At 69.3% G+C, this 19,583-nt stretch carries 18 protein-coding genes; 13 read left to right on the top strand and 5 right to left on the bottom strand.

The features are described 5' to 3' along the window. Positions 1-19: 19 nt before the first annotated feature. Positions 20-724, bottom strand: coding sequence for a hypothetical protein (locus tag ACFVHY_RS03085; protein ID WP_390268180.1), 705 nt, complete (start codon positions 722-724; stop codon positions 20-22). A gap of 304 nt (positions 725-1,028) precedes the next feature. Here ACFVHY_RS03085 and ACFVHY_RS03080 point away from each other — a divergent pair, with 304 nt between their 5' ends. Continuing rightward, positions 1,029-1,682 (top strand): hypothetical protein, encoded by a 654-nt coding sequence (locus tag ACFVHY_RS03080; RefSeq protein WP_390268177.1) that lies wholly within the window; start codon positions 1,029-1,031, stop codon positions 1,680-1,682. A gap of 27 nt (positions 1,683-1,709) precedes the next feature. Here ACFVHY_RS03080 and ACFVHY_RS03075 read toward each other — a convergent pair whose 3' ends face one another. The 3 genes from ACFVHY_RS03075 to ACFVHY_RS03065 form a co-directional block, all read right to left on the bottom strand. After that, positions 1,710-3,494, bottom strand: a complete 1,785-nt coding sequence (locus ACFVHY_RS03075) for an Hsp70 family protein (protein WP_390268174.1) — start codon at positions 3,492-3,494, stop codon at positions 1,710-1,712. Between the two features lie 45 nt (positions 3,495-3,539). Continuing rightward, positions 3,540-5,393 (bottom strand): dynamin family protein, encoded by a 1,854-nt coding sequence (locus ACFVHY_RS03070; RefSeq protein ID WP_390268813.1) that lies wholly within the window; start codon positions 5,391-5,393, stop codon positions 3,540-3,542. 69 nt (positions 5,394-5,462) lie between these two features. Continuing rightward, entirely contained in the window at positions 5,463-6,845 is a 1,383-nt protein-coding gene (locus ACFVHY_RS03065) for a GTPase (RefSeq protein WP_240199272.1), read from the bottom strand. Positions 6,846-7,004: 159 nt separating this feature from the next. On the opposite strand from ACFVHY_RS03065, the gene ACFVHY_RS03060 reads away from it, so the two are divergent. The 7 genes from ACFVHY_RS03060 (at position 7,005) to glsA (ending at position 12,330) form a co-directional block, all read left to right on the top strand. Then, on the top strand, positions 7,005-7,352 hold the full coding sequence (locus ACFVHY_RS03060; protein ID WP_390268171.1) for a hypothetical protein: 348 nt from the start codon (positions 7,005-7,007) through the stop codon (positions 7,350-7,352). Positions 7,353-7,415: 63 nt separating this feature from the next. Beyond that, positions 7,416-7,955: an RNA polymerase sigma factor gene (locus ACFVHY_RS03055; RefSeq protein WP_205334036.1), complete on the top strand. Its 540-nt coding sequence runs from the start codon at positions 7,416-7,418 to the stop codon at positions 7,953-7,955. A 136-nt stretch (positions 7,956-8,091) separates the two neighbouring features. Next, positions 8,092-8,418, top strand: a complete 327-nt coding sequence (locus ACFVHY_RS03050; RefSeq protein WP_390268168.1) for a hypothetical protein — start codon at positions 8,092-8,094, stop codon at positions 8,416-8,418. Positions 8,419-8,476: 58 nt separating this feature from the next. After that, positions 8,477-9,358 (top strand): helix-turn-helix domain-containing protein, encoded by an 882-nt coding sequence (locus ACFVHY_RS03045; RefSeq protein ID WP_390268166.1) that lies wholly within the window; start codon positions 8,477-8,479, stop codon positions 9,356-9,358. Between the two features lie 381 nt (positions 9,359-9,739). Next, positions 9,740-10,555, top strand: a complete 816-nt coding sequence (locus ACFVHY_RS03040; protein ID WP_390268810.1) for an endonuclease domain-containing protein — start codon at positions 9,740-9,742, stop codon at positions 10,553-10,555. Between the two features lie 115 nt (positions 10,556-10,670). Further along, positions 10,671-11,042, top strand: a complete 372-nt coding sequence (locus tag ACFVHY_RS03035; RefSeq protein ID WP_390268163.1) for a glyoxalase superfamily protein — start codon at positions 10,671-10,673, stop codon at positions 11,040-11,042. A 22-nt stretch (positions 11,043-11,064) separates the two neighbouring features. Next, positions 11,065-12,330 (top strand): glutaminase A, encoded by a 1,266-nt coding sequence (glsA, locus tag ACFVHY_RS03030; RefSeq protein WP_390268160.1) that lies wholly within the window; start codon positions 11,065-11,067, stop codon positions 12,328-12,330. Here the strand turns inward: glsA and ACFVHY_RS03025 are convergent. Next, positions 12,327-13,349, bottom strand: coding sequence for an AraC family transcriptional regulator (locus ACFVHY_RS03025; RefSeq protein WP_390268157.1), 1,023 nt, complete (start codon positions 13,347-13,349; stop codon positions 12,327-12,329). The two genes, glsA and ACFVHY_RS03025, sit on opposite strands and share 4 nt — an antisense overlap. A 116-nt stretch (positions 13,350-13,465) precedes the next feature. Here ACFVHY_RS03025 and ACFVHY_RS03020 point away from each other — a divergent pair, with 116 nt between their 5' ends. The 5 genes from ACFVHY_RS03020 (at position 13,466) to ACFVHY_RS03000 (ending at position 19,523) form a co-directional block, all read left to right on the top strand. Next, the gene (locus ACFVHY_RS03020; protein WP_390268154.1) at positions 13,466-14,920 is read left to right on the top strand and encodes an aldehyde dehydrogenase; all 1,455 of its coding nucleotides are present in this window, start codon (positions 13,466-13,468) and stop codon (positions 14,918-14,920) included. Between the two features lie 56 nt (positions 14,921-14,976). Further along, entirely contained in the window at positions 14,977-15,774 is a 798-nt protein-coding gene (locus ACFVHY_RS03015) for a maleylpyruvate isomerase N-terminal domain-containing protein (protein WP_390268151.1), read from the top strand. Positions 15,775-15,839: 65 nt separating this feature from the next. Continuing rightward, positions 15,840-16,676, top strand: a complete 837-nt coding sequence (locus ACFVHY_RS03010; protein ID WP_390268148.1) for an SDR family oxidoreductase — start codon at positions 15,840-15,842, stop codon at positions 16,674-16,676. Between the two features lie 31 nt (positions 16,677-16,707). Further along, positions 16,708-18,222, top strand: coding sequence for an acyl-CoA synthetase (locus ACFVHY_RS03005; RefSeq protein ID WP_390268145.1), 1,515 nt, complete (start codon positions 16,708-16,710; stop codon positions 18,220-18,222). 320 nt (positions 18,223-18,542) lie between these two features. After that, complete coding sequence (locus tag ACFVHY_RS03000) at positions 18,543-19,523, top strand: alpha/beta hydrolase (protein ID WP_390268143.1); 981 nt, start codon at positions 18,543-18,545, stop codon at positions 19,521-19,523. Positions 19,524-19,583: the final 60 nt, after the last annotated feature.

The following is a 19,583-nucleotide window of genomic DNA, read 5'->3' as shown; positions in this document are numbered from 1 at the left end:
CGCCCGGTGGCCGATCAGATCAGCCGGCGATGGAGATGTCGACCTCGCCCAGACCCATCGACCGGCACGAGGTGCGCAACGAGTGCGGGTTGTACCGCAGCACGGAGAGGGAACGGTCGGCCCCGCCGCCGGCGTCGGCGAACGCGGCACTCGCAGCGGTGATGTGAGCGGCCAGCTCCGCACGGGTGGCCGGGTCGGACGTCGCCACGGCGTGGGTCAGCACCTTCTCCAGGAGGGCGCGGTCCCGATGCAGCGGCGGGGGCATGAGATTGAGTGCGGGCGAAGCGGTCCCACAGTTCGTCGGGTCGGTCAGCGCGTGCGTCGCGGCGAGCAGGTACGCGACGGCGACCAGCGCCGGACGCCGACCGTCGTGGTCGGCGTCGCGGTACGCCCGCACCACCTTCGACGGCTCGATGTCCGTGGCGATCGGATCACCATCGGGACCACCGAGACCCAGGACGGCCAGCGCCTCGTCGTGCGGCGACGAGACCTGTTCGGCAGCAACGGCTTCGGTTCGCATCAGCCGAAGCCGCGCGATGATCGCCCGGTGCCGGTGCACGGCCGCGTCGACCTCACGCATCAGGTCCGGCGTCACCCCGAAGTCCGCGGCACTCTCGGCGAGCGCCGCGTACCCGGTCAGGACGATCGACTCCTCGATGTCGATCGCCTCGCCGATCGCCGACGCCGTGAGAAACGTGCGCGCACCGCGTCTCGATGCGCCCACAGACAAAACGCTGGTCAACGTCAACCCCTCCACTCAGACCACGACCATCGACGACCTGTCGAACCATGACGATCGTGGACACCGACGAGGAGCGAGATCCCGCCCCTCGAGTCGACCCCCTACGCCCCGGCACCCCCACACGATGTCGGCCATCGGCGCAGTGCGAGGATACGCCGAGCACGGATCGTTTGTGAGTCGAATGACTGAACACGCCGGCGCTGCGCCCGTTTCGGGACCAAAGGCCCTGTCCAGGCCGGCCACCGGCAACGACCATGTAAGGGGCGACCGGCATCAGGAGGGGGACATGCTGCGATTCCTCGCCCGCGAACTCCACTGCTGGCGCGTGATGCACGCATCGTCGAATGGCCTGGTCCGCCGCGCCGACCGCCTGGAAACCGCGACACTCGTGATGTTGTGGATCGCAGCACTCGCCGGGCTCATGGTCGCCCTGACCGTCGGGGGCAACACCTATGCGGCGCACAAAGCGACGATCGAGCACCAGGAACCCCGGCATTCGGTCAGCGCCACCATCATTCGCACGTCCGTCGAGGGCGTCGGGGAACCACGCATCGGTGCACCGAGTGCCGGCGTCCCGGGCGTCGGTGTTCCGGGCGCCGACGTGCCGAACGACAGCGGCCAGAACACCACCGACCGCACCACTGTGGCGTGGCAGGACCCGAACGGTCACCGGCTCACTGCGTCCGTCGGCGCCGAGCCGCTCGACGCCGTCGGCCGGGTCCGGACCGTCTGGCTCGACGACACCGGCGCGGTGGTGGGCCCGCCCGTGACCACAACGGACGCCGTGATGGAGGGCCTGATCGCCGGTGCCGGGGTGGTGATGCTCGTCGTGCTCGTCTGGTGGGGCTCGACCGTGCTCGTGCGCCTGGTCGCCGATCGGCACCGGTCACGAGAGTGGGACGCCGCGTGGCGTCAGTTCGACATCGACAGCCATCCCTGACCGACGACCTGCGCGTCGGCGTGCGGGTCAGCCGCTGACGACCGCCCAGATGACGAACGCCACCCAGGCCACGGCGCCCAGGATGTTGATGACGAGCGCCGTCGTGGTGAGGGCATCGCGACGGCCACCGGCACGCGTGATGCCCACGACCGTGAGTACCAGGCCGACGATCGTACCCAGGCACAGCGGAAACCCGAGAATTCCCACGATGAGTCCCGCCAGCCCGAACGCATTCACCTTCCCCGATTCCGGAATCGGTTGCGCCGAGCCGGGTTGCGAGATGTGGGCAGGTGGAGCGACGGGCTGCGGGGCGAGGGGTTGCGGGACGAGGGGTTGCGGGACGACCGGTTGTGTCACGGGCCGCGCCGCAACCGCCGATGTGCCGGCGGGCATCCGGTGCAGCCGCGGCCACTGGTCCGGCCGCAGGTCCACCGGTCCGACGGCCGCGAACACCGCACCCGGTTGGACGGCGGCGCCCGACCGCAGGTCGAGGCCGTGCACCGTGCCCGCGACCGGCGCGTCGATCGTCACCCGCCCGGCCGGGAAATCGACGGTCGCGAGCGGTTCCCCCGCTCGTACGGGCTGGCCGTTGCGCACCGAGACGGCGGCGATCACCGAACCGCCCGGCAACGCGGGGAACGCGATTCGACGACCCGACGCGTCGACCGCCGGGCCCACGGTCCGCCGCGGATCGGTCTCCCGCCCGACATCGAAGCTGTTGGCCTCGGTCCCCGGGACGACGTTGGTCGAGCGGAGGAGCCCACCCTGCGCGACGACGACCTTCGGGTCGCCGATCCGGGCGACCCGGCCGACCGACGACAGCGCGGACTGCAACATCGGGATGCTGCTGGTCCCGCCCGTGACATAGACGATGACCGGCCCGCCCGGACCGGTACCCGCGGCGTCGGCCCGCGCGATCGCGTCCCGGGTCAACTCGACGGCCCGCTCCACGAACGGTCCGATCATCGCCTCGAACTCGCGTCGGGTCAGCAGCAGCGTGTGCCGGGTGCCGGGCAGTTCGATGACGGCCTGCGCGGTGTCGGACAGCGCTTCCTTCGCCGTCCGCACCCGATCGGCCAGGGCGATCGCGGCGGCCGGGGATCGGAGCCGGCTCGGGAGGTCGGGGTCGAGTTCGGCGGCCTCGTCGTGCACCCAACGGATCATCCGGGCGTCGAGGTCCCGGCCGCCGAGGTGATTGTCGCCGCCCGACCCGGTGACGGTGAATCCCTCGGCGCCGTCGCGGACGAGGACTGCCACGTCGCACGTGCCGGCGCCGAAGTCGAAGACACACATCCGTTCGCCACCACTGACGTCGTGCCCGCGGTACACGTAGTACCAAGCGGCAGCGAGTGATTCGGAGGCGACACGCAGTGCGTCGGCGGGGATGCCGGCCCGCTGCGCCGCGCGCCGGAGGACGTTCTTGCGTCGCTCGCTCCAGCGGTCCGGATGGGTCAGCACGATCGAGTCGAACATCGGCAGTCCGCTGTGGCGCAACGCGGTCTGGTGCACGTGCCGCAGCACGGCGGCGATCAGATCCTCGACCGGCCAGAACCGGTCGCCGAGTTCGATCTCGCCGTCGTCGATACGCGACTTCGGGGTGTCCTCGAAGGCGTCGGGTGCCTGCAACCTCCGCTGCACCGCGTCGTGACCCACCACGACGGTTGTGTCAGCCGCGAACACCGCCGACGGCATCGCGGGTCCACCCGGGCCGAGCGGCACGATGACCGGCTCGCCGAACCCGACCCGGTACGCGGCCGCGGTGTTGCTGGTGCCGAAGTCGATACACAGTCGCCGCCTGCTCTCCTGCGCCACGTGGCCACCTCCTCAGGTGCAGATCGTTACACATGACAGCGGGTTTCATCCGGCGGGCGCTCGAAGTACCCGGGCGATCGACTTGCGCACGTTGTCGACCGCGATGATCTGGTTCCGGAGATCCTGCGCGATCTTCTCCCGCTCGGCCGCCGACTTCTTGGCATCGGCAGCGGCGTCGTTCAGGATCTTCGTCGACTCCGCGAGGAGCCGCTCGAGCAGTTCGTCGTAGGCGATCTGCAGGTCACCGCTGGCCTGCGCCTTGATCGACTGCAGCTGCGACCGGACGTCGGCCTTCATGTCGGCGACCGCCTTCGTCAGCCACTTGCGATGATTCTCCTTGCCGACCTTCGACGCCCGGAACCCGACGACGACGCCCGCCCACACCGGCACCGCCACCACGTTGACCACCGGGATGATCGCCAGCGGGCCGCCGGCGGCGACGATGGAGAGCAGGATCGGGTCGACCATGTTCTTCCACGGCGAGATCTTCTCCTGCTCACGGAGCTTGAGCTCGCCCGCGCCGCCGGCGATCTGTCCGACCAGCTCGTCGGAGATGGCGGCATCGGCGAACAGTGCGTCGGCAATCCGCTCGATCCCGGCCACGAACGAGGCGCTCACCTCGCGCGCGGCGGCCTCGAGGTCGACAGTCATCTGCGCGATCAGCTCCTGGCCCGCCCGGTGCGGTTCGTAGAAGCGCAACTTGTCGATACGCGTGGACCACTGGCCCAGCAGTTTGTCGAAGCGGTCGCGCATGAGGTCGTCGGTCTGCAGCGACGCCGCGGTGATGTCCTGCGTGAGTCGCGCCCGCCATTCCCGACGACGATCCTTGAGGCGCTGGAGCCGGTCGCGTTCGGCTTCGATGTCGGCTCGTTCGGCGGGAGTCGCGGTGGCGGCCTTCATCTCCAGGACCAGGCGCGTGCGGACGTCGTCGAGCCCAGCGAATGTCAGCTGCAGCGCGTTGTGCACCGGCGACGCGGCCCCGTCGCGGACCAGCGGGGTCAGGGCGTCGACGAGTTCGGGAACGCCCGACGCCGCGAGGGCCCGTTCACGACGGTCCGGATCGGGGATCGCCGCGGCCTGGGCGGCGATGCGGTTGGACACACCGATGATCGGGATGTGCGCGAAGCGAGGTGCGTTGGCGCCGATCAGCTTTCGGTTCTCGGCCACGATCGTCCGCCACTGCCGCATCACGAGGTCGGTCTTGGTGACCACCAACACCACCGAGGCGACCTCCTCGCTGACACTGCGCAGGAAGTCGAGTTCGGGCGCGCTGAGCGGTGCGGTCGCGTCGCACACCATCACCAGCACCGACGCGCCGCGCGCCGCGCTGACCGCGGCCTCGACGTGTTCGGGGACCAGCGACCCGACACCCGGTGTGTCGACGACGGTGACGCCGGGCAGCACCGTGGCGTCGACCCCCACCCGCGCCGAGACCGGCGGCACGAGAACGGAATCGACGGGCGTGCCGGGCGCGAGACGTTCTGCCGGCACCCCGGCCGCGTGGCGCCCGCCGACGGTCACCCAGTCGGACAGTTCGGTCGCCGGGATGCGGTGGGCGGCACCGGGGAACTCGACGAGCGCGGTGCCGGCGGGCAGGTCGTCGGCGGCAGGGGTGAACCGGACGTACACCGAGGTGGTGATCTCGGCGTCGACGGGCGCGAGGTCGCCGACCCCGAGAAGCGTGTTGACCAGCGAGCTCTTGCCCCGGCTGACCTCGCCGATGACGACCACGGTCCCCTGCGGTGCCGGTCGGTCGCGGACGCGGGTCGCGCGGTCGGCGATGGCGTCCTCGCCGTGCTTGCGCAATGCGTCGATCGCCGACCGCAGGACCGCCTCCGGCGTCGGCGTCGCACTCTTCGCCGGGGCCTTCTCGAGTCCCTTGGCCCCAGCCCCGGACATGGCGGCGGGTTCCCTGGAAGTCACCGTCTGCTCTCCTCGTTCACCCTGCGCTCCTCGTCGACCATCACGTCAGTTGACCCACAGTCCGCGCCGGACGAGCTGATAGGTCTGCTCGAGCACCAGCAACGCCTCCCGTTCGGCAGACGTCGCCGCGAAGGCCCGCCGCGACCGGCAGTCGGTGGCCCGCTGCCGCGCGGCGTCCGCGATCGCCGGTGGTGCGGCATTCGGCGGCAACGACAACAGCACGCGCACATCGCGACTCGCGACGACGACGTTGAGCTCGCCGACCAGTTCGCAGTCGGGCTGCCACCGGGCGAGGGCCTCGAGCGCGGCGATCTCGCGGAGCCGGTGCAGCGCCGGGGACGTCTCGGCCTCGTCGATCGCCTCCAGGAAGACGTCGCGTCGCGGACTGCGGTAGGCCGATTCGCGCAGCGCGGCCAGCACCGTGCGTGCCTTGAGGATGTCGCCGACGGCCAGGAATCGTCGGCCGATGGCCAGCCGCAACTCGTCGATGCCCGAAACCCGGTGCAGCCATTCGCTGTACGCCCGTGCACCCTGCCGCGCGATCTCGCCCCCGGCGTCCATCGCATAGGTGCCCACGAGTTGCTCGAGCCGGCCCAGTTCGTCGACGTCGATCCCCGGCGGCGCGGGCATCCCGCCGTCGAGGATGGTCAACAGCTCCCAGGACTCGAGCTGTCCGCGGCGCGAGATCTGGGCGGTCTCACGTTCGGTGACCCCGCAGACGCCCGCCTCGGCCATCAGCCCGGACACCGCGACCACGGCGCCCGCGATCGCCGGGAAGCGTCGCCAGACCCGGCGAGCGATCTCCTGCGCCTTGAGCATCGGGTTGTCGGCGGCGATGAGGTCGGCCTGGGAGATCACCAGGATGGTGTTCTGCGCCGACGCACCGGCGTCGGCGAGGAAGGCGACCTCGTCGGCCTTCGGTCCCGCGGCGTCGTCGAGCAGGAAGAGCACGACGTCCGGCCGGGCCAGCCTGCTCTGCCCACCGAACACCCGCCGGGTCGCGATCTCGGCGGTGTCGGTGAAACCCGAGAGGCCGGGGGTGTCGATGACCCGGAAGCGCTCGCGCAGCAACCGGGACGGGGTGTGGACGATCGCATGGTCGATCTCCTCCGGTGGCCGGCCGAGGTCGCCGCGCATGGGTCCGGGAAGTTCGGTGACCGCGCCGTCGAGTCCGACGACCTCGACCCGCTGCGGGTTGCCCTCGACGTAGAGCGCGGCGACGCGGGTGCACTCGGCGCGGTCGGTCGGGGCGACACGGTCCCCGACGAGGGCGTTGAGCAGCGTCGACTTGCCGGAGCTGACGCGTCCGACGAGCGCGACGGTCAGCGGTTCGGCGAGCCGGGCCCGCAGGGCGGGAATCGTCGCCGGGTCCGGCGCCAGCAGGCCCACCTCGTCGAGCAACTGCTCCACGCGACCACGCACGGTCATGCGCTGCTCCACGAGATCTGACCTCCCGAGACTTCTTCCGATCCGGCGGGAACATTCCGGGCTCGGCGACACTCCTAGGTACGTGCCGAGAATTGTCCATCACTCCTCGGCGCCCGGCAGTCGACCGGATGACAGAGATACCTGCGGAGGCGAACGACCATGACCGACGACCTTGACGATGACACCGGCTCCGGGGAGAGCGGCTTCGACGACTGGCTGCGCGACACCGACCCGCCCGGCGAGCTGAGCGTGCCCGAGGGCGCGTGGGAGACCGCCGTCGGAACCGCGTTCGACCCGTCGTACGAACTCGACACCGACCTGACCGCCGCACCCGGGCCGGATCCGGCGGACGAGGAGTTCGACGGCGAGGTGTCCGCGGAATCCGACCTCGCGGGTGACGATCCGATCGGTGGCGACTTCGGGGACACCATCGACGACGTCTTCGGCGACGACGGGGATCCGGTCGTCGATCCAGTGGAAGACGGGACATTCGATGACGACTTCTGAGCTGCGCGGCACCGAAAGTCGCGATGTGCTGCCATGGTCGGGGCACGGCCCTACGATGAGCGGGTGCAGTCGTTGATCGACGAATCCCCCGCTGGCGCGGACCTCCTCGAACGCGCCCGCGCCGGCGATCAGGCGGCCTTCACCACGCTCGTCGAACAGCATCGAGACCGGCTGTGGGCCATCTGTTTACGCATCACCGGCAATCAGCACGACGCCGAGGACGCCATGCAGGACGCGCTCGTCGCCGCGTGGCGGGCCATCGGCAACTTCCGTGGCGACGCGCAACTGTCGACCTGGCTGTACCGCATCGGGTCCAATGCCGCGCTCGCCCGGATCCGCAAACGCACCGACGCCGACGACATCGCCGACCACGACCCGATGAGCCATCTGGACGTCGCGGCGCAGGTCGTCGTGTCCGACCGGATCGCCGAAGCGTTGGCGCAGGTTCCCGACGCCTATCGGGCGACCTTCGTGCTGCGCGTCTACGGCGAGCTCAGCTACTCCGAGATCGCCGAGGCCCAGGGCATCGGCCTGCAGACCGTGCGCAGTCGCATCTCCCGTGCGCGGTCCCTCCTGTCGGAGTTGCTCGCCGATCTGCGCTGAGGGGGTACTCCCCGCGAATGATCCCGACGCGACTTCGAGGCCGCGGGGAACAAACCGGGGCAGACTCACCTCCAAGTAACCAGAAGCACTTCACAACCCCCCGGCACCACCGCGCCGAACCCCGAAAGGACCCACCATGAGCACCGAGATCCCCGCCGACGCCGTACTCGTCGACACCGACGGCGACGGAGCCGTCGACGCCGCACTCACCGACGTCGACGGTGACGGCACCACCGACGCCATCCTCGACACCGACGGCGACGGCCAGGCCGACTCCATCGCCTACGACACCAATGCCGACGGCGAGATCGACGTCATCGAAGCCGACACCGACGCCGACGGCCTCACCGACATCGCCGTCGCCGACACCGACGGCGACGGCACCTTCGACACCGCCGTCGACGACGAGGGCAACGTCGAGGTCGGCGACTTCGGCAGCATCGACGGCGGCGACGCCGTCTGAGTTCGACGTTTCGGTAGCCCGGAGCCGCGCTGAGCGAGGCTCCGGGCTATAAAGCTGTGTGGGAACGATCGGCGGAATCGAGTTCGCGGTACCGGTCTGGGCGACGGCGACCGCGCTGGTACTGGTGCTGGTGGTCGCGTGGGTGTTCGGCGTCGTCGCCAGGTGGTTGCTGCGCCGACGCGCCCGCCTCGACGCGACGACGGCGATGGTGCTGTCGATCCTCGGCACCGCGCTCGGCCTCTACATCGCCGGCCTCGTCGACAAGCACCTCCGGGTGTGGAGCGTGACGACGGTCGTGCTGGGATTGATCAGTTCGGTCATCGCGGTCGGCGCGTACGGCCTGCTCGCGGCGCGGCTGCAACGGCAATCCAATGCCCCTGTCGCGCAACTGCTCTCCGACGGCGAATCCGATCGGCTCGAGTTCAAGTCGACCGCCCGGGTCAACCTGCGCAGCGGCGAGAAAGACCCGCGGATGGAGCAGGTGATCGTCAAGACGGTGTCGGCGTTCCTCAATTCCGACGGCGGCACCCTGCTCATCGGTGTCGCCGACGACGGCACCCCACTCGGTCTCGAACCCGACTTCGCGACGCTGAAGGTGCCCGACGCCGACCGTTTCGAACTGTGGCTGCGCGATCTGCTGACCACGACCCTCGGCCAGAACACCGCGGCGGCCGTCGGCATCACCGTCGAATCGGTAGCGCGGCCCGACGGATCGCGGGACGTCCCGGTCTGCCGGGTGACGTGCTCACCATCTCCGCGGCCGGTCTACCTGCGGGCCGGGAAGAACGCCCCGCCCGAGTTCTGGGTGCGCGCGGGAAACTCCACCCGCCAACTCACTATCGACGCGGCCGCCGACTACGTCATGCACCGATGGCCGCTCGACGCCGGGCGGGCGATCGCGGCCCAGGTGCGCGCCGCCATCCGGTTCTCGGCGGGGTGAGCCGAAGTCTCGTCCCCATGAGCGACCTCGAAGGGCACATTGCCCTCCCACGACACTCACGGGGACGACACTTTCCACACCCGGCCCGACGAAGCCTAGGAACCGGCCCGTCGCGCCTGGCCACGCCCAAAGCCGGCACGACTACCGCCTGTGACCACCCCGGAGCCACCCAGATCCGCACCACGGTCCGGTTCTCGGCGGGGTGAGTCAAAGTCTCGTCCCCATGAGCGACCTCGAAGGGCATATTGCCCTCCCACGACTCTCACGGGGACAACACTTTCCACACCCGGCCCGATCTGACGAAACCACCGACCGGTTCCGTGCGTCAAAGCAGGTGTGACTTCGGATTGTGGCGTGTACTCGCTGAGAGAACTGACCGCGATGGGCTGGGCGCCCGATGCCATTGCGCAGGCGCGCAAGGCCGAGACCCTGACGTCGCTCCGATACGGCTGGGTGCGGACGTCCGCGGCGGACCCCCACGTCGTGTCCGCGGTGACGGCCGGAGGTGCGCTGTCCTGCATCAGCGCGCTGCGGTTCCATCAGCGGCGCGGCCTGCCGGATCTTTGGATACCGCCGGGCCACAACGAGACCCACGTTCGTCTCAGCAAACACGCGAAGTCCGCCACGAAGCCCAGCGGCCCGTTCCGGTGGTGCCAGGGCTTCGGCCGCCCGCTCCCCGTGACGACGGCCGTCGACCCGATCGCCGTGGCGGTCGGCTGCGCCGCACGGTGCCTTCCGGCCGAGGAGTGGATAGCGGTGGTCGACTCGGTCCTCAACGCCACCGACTTGACCATCCCGGACCTCCAGGCCGAGATGGGTCGTGTAACCCGTGCGGTCTCGGCGATGTTCGACCGATGTGATGCCCGTTCGCAATCCGGCACCGAGTCGCTCGTCCGGCTCCGGCTCATCGCCGCGGGATTCGACGTGGAGGTGCAACCGTCGATCGGCGGCCGCGAACACGCTGATCTCCGGACGGGTTCGTTGCTCATCGAGTGCGACGGCGAGTCGTACCACTCGGACAAGGCCGCATTCGGCAACGACCGCCGGCGGGACCGGATGACAATGCTCGACCGCTGGATGACGATGCGCCTCACCTACGACGACGTGCTGTACGGCTGGGAGGGGGTTCTCGAAGAGATCCGAGCCGTCACCCGCCAGGACCGACATCGCATCCGACGTCGAGATGACCCTTCGTGACGGCCCTCCGCAAGCTCCGGGCCTCCTCAGGGGGCGGACGAACGTCTCGAATAAGGACCGTAACTGTCCGCATGTCCTGAGAAGCTTGTGTTACACCACAACCCCAGGAGGAACCGTGAACTGGACACTCGAACTCGTCATCCTGCCGGTCAGCGACGTCGACCGGGCGCGAGACTTTTACTCCAAGATCGGATTCAACGTCGACCACGATCACGTCGTGTCCGACGAGATCCGGTTTGTCCAGATGACCCCGCCCGGGTCGGCGTGTTCCATCGCCTTCGGCAAGGGACTCACCGACGCGGAACCGGGATCGGTGAAGGGTCTGCAGGTCGTCGTCACCGACATCAACGAGGCCCGCGAACAATTGCTCGCGGCCGGCGTCGACCCCGGCGAGATCGACGAACAGGCGTGGGGCCACTTCGTGTACTTCGACGATCCGGACGGCAACCACTGGTCGGTGCAGTACATGCCGTACCGCCAGAACTGAGCCCAGGTGGCTACCGTGGGATATGCGCTCCCCCATCGACGACTACCTCGAACGAGTACTCTCCGAATGCCGCGACGACGACGGCGGTGAGGTCGCGACCGGCAATCGTGAACTCGAGCGGGCGGATCCGTCGTCGTTCGGTATCGCGTTGGCCACCATCGACGGCACCGTGTACACCGCCGGCGACGCCGACCACGAGTTCTCCATCCAGTCCATCGGCAAGGTACCGGCCTACGCGCTCGCCCTGCGCGACCGCGGGCTCGACGCCGTACTCGAACGCGTCGACACCGAACCGTCCGGCGACGCCTTCAACGAGATCTCGCTCGAGGCCGAGACCGGCCGACCGCGCAACGCGCTGATCAACGCGGGCGCCGTCGCCGTGCACGGGATGATCAACGGCGCGGATCCCAACGAACGCGTCGACCGCGTCATCGACCTCGTCAGCACTCTCGCCGGACGCGAGGTCTCGGTCGACAAGGAGGTCCACCGCGCCGAACTCGCCTCCGACGACCACAACACCGCGCTGGCCTACCTGCTGCGCTCGGCGGGCAAACTCGACTGCGAACCCGACGAGGTCGTCGACGGGTACGCCGCCCAGTGTTCGATCCGGGTCTCCTGCCGCGACCTCGCCGTCATGGGGTCGGTACTCGCCAACGGCGGACTGTCGACCGGCGACGACGAGCGCCTCCTGGAGGGCTGGATCACCCGGCACGTCCTGTCGGTCATGGCCACGTGCGGCATGTACGACGGCAGCGGCAGCTGGATGGCGACGGTCGGAATCCCCGCGAAAAGCGGTGTCAGCGGCGCGATCCTGGGCGTATTGCCCGGGCAGGTAGGGCTCGCGGTGTGGTCGCCGCGGCTCGACCGACAGGGCAACAGCGTGCGCGGCGTCGCCGTTTTCGAACGGCTGTCGCGCGACATGGAACTGCACATGATGCACGTGGCCCCCACCGGTCGGCCCGCGCTGCGATCGGTGACCGAACACGACGGCACGACAGTCGTCGAGCTCCAGGGCGACCTGCGCTTCGCGGGCGCGGAGATCGTCGCCAGTCGTGCGTGCGAAGGCTTCGACACCGAGGCCGTCGTCCTCGACCTGACCCACGTGCGGGTACTGGACGACGCCGCGCGGCGCCTCATCGGTGAGGTGGCCCGGCGCCTCGGCGACGACTACGACGTCCGCATCGAAGACCCCGAAGGCCTCCTGGACGACGCTTCGGCTGACGACGACTTCTCGGATGGCGACGACATCCCGGACAGCGACGACACCCCGGACAGCGACGACTCCTAGAGATCTCGGGACGAGTCCTGGCCCGGGGCAGTCAGCTCGCGGCGCTTCGCCAGCGGCGGCACGCCGAACCAGCGTCGGCAACTGCGGGTCAGCGTGCTCTGCTCGGAGTATCCGATCTGCCGCGCCACCGCCGCCAGCGGGACACCCCGGTTCGACAGCAGTGAGACGGCGAGGTCGCGGCGCGCGTCGTCGACGAGTTGCTCGAATGTCGCGCCCTCGTCGGCCAGACCCCGCTGCACCGCACGCGGGTGCATCATCAGCAGCTTCGACACCGCCTCCAGCGTGGCCGCCCCGGCCGGCAGTGCGCGCACGATCAGCGCCGAGACCGCCTCGCCGAAGGCCCTCTCGCGATCGTGTCCGGTCATGAATCGGATGGCCACGTCGTAGGCCAGGGGGTCGACCCGCCGCAACGTCTGCTGCATCACCCCGCGGGGAAAGACCACCAGGTTGGCCGGCGCCTCGAACTCGACCGGGCAACCGAAATAGTCGGTGTAGACGCGCGGCTCGGACATCGGCGGGTGCGCCAACGTGATCCGGTTCGCGCGGAAGCCGTGACCCAGCGTCATCGCGAACGTCGACCGGGTGACGCCCATCGCGAGTTCGACGACGTGCGGCCGGTACGGCACACGCTGCAGCACGGTATCGAACTCGTAGGCGACCTCCCGCTCGCCGTAGTGCATCTGGGCGGTGATGGCCGGGCTGTACACGTGCGCGAAGGCCGAAACCTGCCGAAACGAGTCGCCGACGGTCTCGGCGTTGCGGGCCGCGATCGCGACCGGGCCGAGGATGTCGGGGTCCTGCCGGGCGGCGAGGCGCAGCCCGAGGTCGGGGACGTCGAACTCGGCCGCGCACAGACCGATGACCGTCGACAGAGCGGTGAACGGGACGAACCGGTCGTACGCGCCGACGACGGCCGGGTCGATGCCGACGCGGCCGAGGATCGCGCGGGCATCTCCATCGTGTTCGGCAATCAGTTCGGGTAACTGACTGAGCGAGGATGCGCAGATCAGATCGGCCATGGCACCAACTGTCAAGAAGTCGTCATGAGATGTCAAGAAATCCGGCCTCGCTCGGAGTGATCATGGACACACGCCGCCGACCGCTCGACGGCCGACACACTCAGCGAGGAGTACCCATGACCACCATCGACACCGTCCGCACGAGTTTCTTCATCGACGGCGGTTGGCGCGCGCCGGCCGGTTCGGCGACGATCCCGGTCATCTCCCCGCTCACCGAGGAGCAGTTCGGCTCGGTACCCGAGGCCACCACCGCCGACGTCGACGCGGCCGTCGAGGCCGCCCGCACCGCGTTCCGGTCGTCGGGCTGGCGCGACCTGTCCCCTGCCGACCGTGCCGCACACCTGCGCCGGTTCGCCGACGAGCTCGACAAACGCGCCGAGGACCGCGCGTCGGCGGTGACGTCCGAGAACGGCATGCCGATCGCGCTGGCGCGGTTCGCCGAGGGCGCCGCGCCGGTCCAGCTGCTGCGCTATTACGCCGACCTCGTCGAGGCCACCCCGGTGGAGGAGACGCGTACCAGCCAGCCGTTGCCCGGCTCGACAATCGTGCGCCGCGAGGCCATCGGCGTCGTCGGAGCCATCGCACCGTGGAACTTCCCCGCGATCCTCTCGATGTTCAAGATCGCGCCCGCGCTGGCCGCCGGCTGCACCGTGGTTCTCAAGCCATCCCCCGAGACGAGCCTCGACGCGTACGTCCTCGCCGAGGCGGCCATCGCAGCCGACCTGCCCGCCGGTGTCCTCAACATCGTCAACGGCGGCAGCGAGATCGGCCGTCACCTGGTGTCGCACCCGCACATCGACAAGGTCGCGTTCACCGGATCGACCCCGGCCGGCCGCGAGATCGGCCGCGTCTGTGGCGAACTCATCCGTCCGGTGACCCTCGAACTCGGCGGCAAGTCCGCGGCGCTGGTGCTCGACGACGCCGATCTCGAGCAGACCGTCGGCGGACTCGCCACCGCATCCCTGCTCAACACCGGCCAGACCTGTTACATGTCCACCCGAATCCTGGTGCCCGGCAGCCGCTATGACGAGTACCTCGACGCCATCAGCGCGATGTGCGCGTCGCTGCCCGTCGGCGACCCGATGGACGAGACCGTCGCGGTCGGTCCGTTCGCCAGCGGCCGGCATCGCGACCGGGTGCTGTCCCTCATCGAGCGCGGCCGCACCGAGGGCGGCACCGTGACCACCGGCGGCGGCACGCCGTCGGGTGTCGACCGCGGGTTCTTCGTCGAGCCAACCGTTTTCGCCGGCATCGACAACTCGGCCACCATCGCCCGCGAAGAGGTCTTCGGTCCCGTCCTCACCGTGCTGCGCTACGACGACGTCGACGACGCCATCGCTCTCGCCAACGATTCGTCGTACGGGCTCGGCGGAACGGTGTGGACCTCCGATCCCGATCGCGGCGTCGACGTCGCCCGTCGCGTCGAGACCGGCTCGTTCGGCGTCAACTACTTCAACCTCGACTGGGGTTCGCCCTTCGGCGGCGTCAAGGCCAGCGGCATCGGCCGCGAGCTCGGCCCCGAGGGCCTGGCCGCCTACCAGAACCTCAAGTCGATCTTCCTGCCCGCCTGACACCCGTCTCGTCCATTCACACTGGTACACAACATATTCCAAGGAGGCGATCGGCCATGTCCGATGCCGGAGTCACTGCTGCCAAGGCACTGGTGAACGACACCCTCGCCCTGCTCGACCGGCTCACGCCCGCCGACTGGGCGGCCGACAGCGCCTGCCACGGCTGGCGCGTCCACGACGTCGTCACCCACATGGGCTTCTTCTTCAACTTCATCGCCGACCCCGACCTGGTCTTCCCCGACAATCCGAGCGGAAAGTCCGAGCGACTCAACGACGCCGCGGTGCATGAACGGGCCGACTGGTCGTCGGAACAGGCTGTCGACTACTACCGCGCGCAGTCCGAGGCCGGCCTCGCGACCCTGGCCGCGTTACAGGGCGAGGACCTTCGTGACCAGCCGCTGGACATGCTCGACCTGGGCACCTACCGGCTGCGCCAGCTCAGCGACGCCGTCGCCTTCGACCACCTCGTGCATCTCACCAGCGACCTGACGCAGCCGTTCGGACCGCTGGACGCCGCCGAGGTGTCGGTGAGTGCGGCCATCGATCCCGCCATCGACTGGATGATCGCCGGCCTGCCCCAGATGAACGGTGCGGCACTGTATCCCACACTCGAGAGCCCGATCGGCCTGCGGCTCACCGGCGCGACGGACCGTTCGTTCGTCATCGACCGCGACACCGCGGGCACGATCGTCACCGTGCGGGAGACCGCCGACCTGCCGGCCGACGTCGCCACCTCCTCGGCCACCGACTTCCTGCGCTGGGGCACCACCCGCAGCGCCTGGCGGTCGGCGGTCACCGTCACCGGTGACCGGCAGCGCGTCGCAGGCCTCCTCGACGCCGTCGACATCGTCTGACCTCACTCATCGCCAGACGCATCCACGTCAATTCGTCTCACCCAGAACAGAAACGGAGTACCCCCATGTCCGAGTACCTGAAGGACAAGGTCATCGTCATCACCGGCGCCGGCAGCGGCTTCGGCAAGCTGATCGCGGAGAAGACCGCGGCCGCCGGCGCGCACGTCGTCGGAGTCGACGTCAACGCCGACAACGTCAACGCCGTCGTCGACGGCATTCGCGCGGCCGGTGGTTCGGCGCTCGCCCAGGTCGCCGACGTCACCGACATGGAGCAGGTCGCCGCGGCGGCGAACGCCACCGTGGAGCAGTTCGGCGCCATCGACGTCCTCGTCAACAACGCCGGCGTCATGCCGCTCGCCTACTTCGCCGACCACGCCCGCGCCTGGCAGAAGTGGCACGCCGCCATCGACATCAACATCAAGGGCGTCGTCAACGGCATCTCCGCGGTCTACGACCAGATGATCGCGCAGGGTCGCGGCCAGGTCGTCAACATCTCGTCGATCTACGGCAACGCGGGCATCGAGGGTTCGGGCGTGTACAGCGCGACCAAGGCCGCGGTCACCACCATCTCGGACTCGCTGCGCATCGAGGCCAAGGGCAAGATCAAGGTCACCACCGTCAAGCCGACCGGCATCACCGGCACCAACCTCGCCAGCTGGATCGTCAACGACACCGCGATCATGGGCCTCGTCGGCCAGCGCGCCGCCTCCTACGGCGAGCACGTCACGGCCCTTCTGAACGACGACCTGCCCGCCGAACTCACCGACGTCGACTCGATCAAGTACTGGCTGATCAAGCCCGAGGATCTCGCCGACGCCGTCGTCCACGTCATCGACCAGCCGTGGGGCATCAGCCTTTCCGACGTGACCGTGCGTGCCAGCGGCGAGGACTACCTGTACTGATCGACCGGTTCGACCCGCTAGGAGCTTTCTGATGTACCCCGGAGCCCACCTCTCCACCCGACCCAACGATCCCGCGGTCATCATGGCCGACGGGAGTGAGACGGTGACGTTCACCCAGTTGGAGACCCGGTCGGTCCAGGTCGCCCGGGCCCTGGCCGACCGCGGCCTGCGTCCCGGCGACCACCTCGCGGTGCTCGCCACCAACTCCGCGCGGATCTTCGACATCTATTGGGCGGCAATGCGGTCGGGCCTCTACCTGACCATGGTGAACTGGCACCTCACCGCCGCCGAGAGCGCCTACATCGTCATCGACTGCGGCGCGAAGGCCCTCATCGTCGACGCCGCTCTCGCCGACCTCGGCGCCGAGCTGATCCCGCTCACCCCCGGCGTCGAGACTCGCTTCGCCTACTCCGGCCGGATCGAGGGTCACGAGGACCTCGACGCCGCCGCGGCGACGCAGTCGACCGAACCGCTCGCCGACCAGCCGCGAGGCGCGGACATGCTCTACTCGTCCGGCACCACCGGACGACCGAAGGGCATCAAACCCGAACTGCCGAACCGGCAGGTCGACGAGCCCGGCGACACCATGATCGCGATGAACCAGTCCGTGTGGGGCGTCGGTCCCGACACCGTCTACCTGTCGCCGGCACCGCTGTATCACGCTGCGCCGCTTCGCACCTGCGCCTCGGTGCAGGCGCTCGGCGGCACGGTGGTGGTGATGGAGCGGTTCGACGCGGAACGGGCGCTGGCCCTCATCGAGGAACACCGCGTCACCTACAGCCAGTGGGTGCCGACGATGTTCGTGCGCATGCTCCGACTTCCCGAGGAGGTGCGGGCCCGGTACGACACGTCGAGCCTGAAGGTCGCGGTGCACGCCGCCGCGCCGTGTCCCGTCGACGTCAAACGGGCCATGATCGACTGGTGGGGTCCGATCCTGTCCGAGTACTACTCGTCCACCGAGCTCAACGGTCTCACCATCGTCGACACCCCAGAGTGGCTGGAGCACCCGGGCACGGTGGGGCGCGCCGTCCTCGGCACGATCCGGGTCTGCGATTCCGACGGCACCGAGGTGCCGGCGGGAACGATCGGCACGATCTACTTCGAGCGCGACCGGCTGCCGTTCGAGTACCACAACGATCTCGAGAAGACCCGTGGCGCACAGCATCCCGAGCATCCGACATGGACGACCACCGGCGATGTCGGTTACGTCGACGACGAGGGTCACCTGTTCCTCACCGACCGCGACTCGTTCCTGATCATCTCCGGCGGGGTCAACATCTACCCGCGGGAGATCGAGGATGCACTCCTCGCCCACCCGTCGGTGCTCGACGCCGCGGTCATCGGCGTACCCGACCCCGATCTCGGCGAGCGGGTGACGGCGGTCGTGCAACCGGTCGAGGGACAGGACGGGGGCGACGAGCTCGCCGACGCATTGTTGGATCACCTCCGACCGCGGATCGCGAAGTTCAAGCTGCCGCGCGAGGTCATCTTCCGGGACACGTTGCCGCGCACGCCGACCGGGAAGTTGGTCAAGCGCAAGCTGTGACCCCTCGAGGCAGGGAGCGGACGCGGGCGTCCGACATTCATGCTCCCTGAGGTGCGAGCGAAGCGAGCCACGAAGGGGCTCGCAAGGCGCCTCACCAGGCCCTTCGTGGCTCGTCGACCTCGACGCGCTCCTTCGTCGCTTGCTCGGCCCGGCGGCTTGCGCTCCTCGCACCTCAGGGAGCATGGGTTATGCGGTTCTTCGGATTGGGGAGGGGTGGGGGGTCGCTTGCGCTCCTCTGCACCTCAGCGAGCGGAGGCCGGAGGGGGTCGCGCTCCCGGAAACCGCGCATCGTGGCATCTGGCCGGTCCTAGACTTGCCGGATGTCGGGAAGATTGTTCCGCTGGTGCATCGCGGTTGTTGCCGCGATCGTGGTGTTCGTCGGTGTGACACCGTCGGCAGTGACAGCAGCGCCGGCGGCCGGGTCGTCGTCCGACATCGCCACCGAATGTGCGGGCAAGCCCGTCCGGGTCGCGGTCCGGTGGTACTTCCCGCCCGGTGAACCCTCGGCGATCGTGTGGTTGCAGCACGGCTTCTCCCGTACGGCGGCCAACCTCGACTCCGTGGCCCGCGCGTACGCGAACGCCGGGTTCCTCGTCGTGAGCCCGACGCTGGACTCGGTCAACCTCGGCGGGTGTGCCGTCGCCTACAACATCGCCGACAACGCGGCGTTCGCGCGGACCATCGGCGGGGTCTTCGGTTCCGGCCACGACACCGGCAGTCCGCTCGCGACAAGCCTTCGCGAGGCCCGCGATTCCGCCCACCGCCCCGACGTGACGATGCCGTACCGAATGATCTTCTCCGGACACTCGGCCGGCGGCGAGTTCGTCGTCGTGGCGGCCGACGCACTCCGCCGTGCCGACCCCGTCGCCTACCGACGCCTGGCCGGCCTCATGCTGTTCGATCCCGTCAACTCCTTCTTCGGCGTCAACTTCGCCACCGCCGCAGCATCTCTCGCCGCCGCCGCGCTACCGATCCGGGTGATCGCGTCGCAACCGTCGGTGTCCAACAACTTCGGGCAAGGCGTGTCCGTCCTCCAGGAGACAACGCGGCAGGAGTTTCTCGGCTCGCGCCTCGTCACCGGAATCCACATCGACGCCGAAGGCGAGTCGACCGACCTGATCGGCGAACTGTCCGAGCTTGCGGTGCCGCGTCCCCGCAACGGCCGGGTCATCCGCGCACTCGCCACCGGCTGGTCGTCGGACATGGTGGCCGACACCGCGACCCCGACCTACTACCCCGGCGGCCGTTACTACGACCTGCTCCTCGAAACCCGCACCGTCACAACTCTTCCCGTTCCCTAGAGACGACGCGGCCCCCGCACTCGCGATGAGTGCGGGGGCCGCGTCGTCTTGTCCTAGCGC

It is taken from the genome of Gordonia sp. NPDC127522 (assembly GCF_042672305.1).
Taxonomy (GTDB): Bacteria; Actinomycetota; Actinomycetes; order Mycobacteriales; family Mycobacteriaceae; genus Gordonia; species Gordonia hongkongensis.
Note: the sequence above shows the minus strand (reverse complement) of the source record. Positions and strands in the feature narration are given on the sequence as shown.

Coding starts and splice junctions, on each gene's coding strand:
- ACFVHY_RS03015 (WP_390268151.1), top strand. CDS start 14,977: ATGTCCGATGCCGGAGTCACTGCTGCCAAGGCACTGGTGAACGACACC.
- ACFVHY_RS03000 (WP_390268143.1), top strand. CDS start 18,543: ATGTCGGGAAGATTGTTCCGCTGGTGCATCGCGGTTGTTGCCGCGATC.
- ACFVHY_RS03050 (WP_390268168.1), top strand. CDS start 8,092: ATGAGCACCGAGATCCCCGCCGACGCCGTACTCGTCGACACCGACGGC.
- ACFVHY_RS03060 (WP_390268171.1), top strand. CDS start 7,005: ATGACCGACGACCTTGACGATGACACCGGCTCCGGGGAGAGCGGCTTC.
- ACFVHY_RS03025 (WP_390268157.1), bottom strand. CDS start 13,349: ATGGCCGATCTGATCTGCGCATCCTCGCTCAGTCAGTTACCCGAACTG.
- ACFVHY_RS03010 (WP_390268148.1), top strand. CDS start 15,840: ATGTCCGAGTACCTGAAGGACAAGGTCATCGTCATCACCGGCGCCGGC.
- ACFVHY_RS03080 (WP_390268177.1), top strand. CDS start 1,029: ATGCTGCGATTCCTCGCCCGCGAACTCCACTGCTGGCGCGTGATGCAC.
- ACFVHY_RS03020 (WP_390268154.1), top strand. CDS start 13,466: ATGACCACCATCGACACCGTCCGCACGAGTTTCTTCATCGACGGCGGT.
- glsA (WP_390268160.1), top strand. CDS start 11,065: ATGCGCTCCCCCATCGACGACTACCTCGAACGAGTACTCTCCGAATGC.
- ACFVHY_RS03065 (WP_240199272.1), bottom strand. CDS start 6,845: ATGACCGTGCGTGGTCGCGTGGAGCAGTTGCTCGACGAGGTGGGCCTG.
- ACFVHY_RS03005 (WP_390268145.1), top strand. CDS start 16,708: ATGTACCCCGGAGCCCACCTCTCCACCCGACCCAACGATCCCGCGGTC.
- ACFVHY_RS03070 (WP_390268813.1), bottom strand. CDS start 5,393: ATGTCCGGGGCTGGGGCCAAGGGACTCGAGAAGGCCCCGGCGAAGAGT.
- ACFVHY_RS03040 (WP_390268810.1), top strand. CDS start 9,740: ATGGGCTGGGCGCCCGATGCCATTGCGCAGGCGCGCAAGGCCGAGACC.